At 41.7% G+C, this 1,078-nt stretch carries 1 protein-coding gene; it reads left to right on the forward strand.

The window, feature by feature from the left end; genetic code table 11:
- The coding region (locus tag VXQ92_RS20620; protein WP_416683030.1) for an elongation factor G at window positions 1–1,078 on the forward strand (1,078 nt) is incomplete at both ends.

Genomic DNA, 1,078 nt, shown 5'->3' on the forward strand with positions numbered 1-1,078 from the left:
GTGCGAATCCTGTGCCAATCGTTGTGCCAATCGGTGCTGAAGACACATTCACTGGTGTAGTTGACCTTATCGAAATGAAGGCAATTATCTGGGATGAAGCTTCTCAAGGTATGAAGTTTGAATACGGCGAGATTCCAGCTGACCTAGTTGATACTGCTCAAGAATGGCGTACAAACATGGTTGAAGCTGCTGCTGAAGCTTCTGAAGAGTTAATGGACAAATACCTTGAAGAAGGTGATCTTTCTAAAGAAGACATCATCGCAGGTTTACGTGCTCGTACATTAGCTTCTGAAATCCAAGTAATGCTTTGTGGTTCTGCATTCAAGAACAAAGGTGTTCAACGTATGTTGGACGCTGTAATTGAATTCTTACCATCACCTACAGAAGTTAAAGCGATCGAAGGTATCCTTGACGATAAAGACGAAACTAAAGCGTCTCGTGAAGCATCTGACGAAGCTCCGTTCTCTGCGCTTGCGTTCAAAATCATGAACGACAAATTCGTAGGTAACTTAACATTCGTACGTGTTTACTCTGGTGTTCTTAAACAAGGTGATGCTGTTTATAACCCAGTTAAATCTAAGCGTGAACGTATCGGTCGTATCGTGCAAATGCACGCAAACGAACGTCAAGATATTGATGAAATCCGTGCAGGTGATATCGCAGCGTGTGTAGGTCTTAAAGACGTTACTACTGGTGATACATTATGTGATGAGAAAAACATCATTACACTTGAACGTATGGAATTCCCGGATCCAGTAATTCAGTTAGCGGTTGAACCAAAAACTAAAGCTGACCAAGAAAAAATGTCTATCGCTTTAGGTCGTTTGGCTAAAGAAGACCCTTCATTCCGTGTTCACACTGATGAAGAATCTGGTCAGACAATTATTGCTGGTATGGGTGAGCTTCACCTTGACATCATCGTTGACCGTATGAAGCGTGAATTCGGTGTTGAAGCGAATATCGGTAAACCAATGGTTGCTTATCGTGAAACGATTAAGAAAACTGTTGAGCAAGAAGGTAAATTCGTACGTCAAACAGGTGGTAAAGGTAAATTCGGTCACGTATATGTTCGTTTAGA

The organism is Acinetobacter sp. 228 (assembly GCF_048147885.1).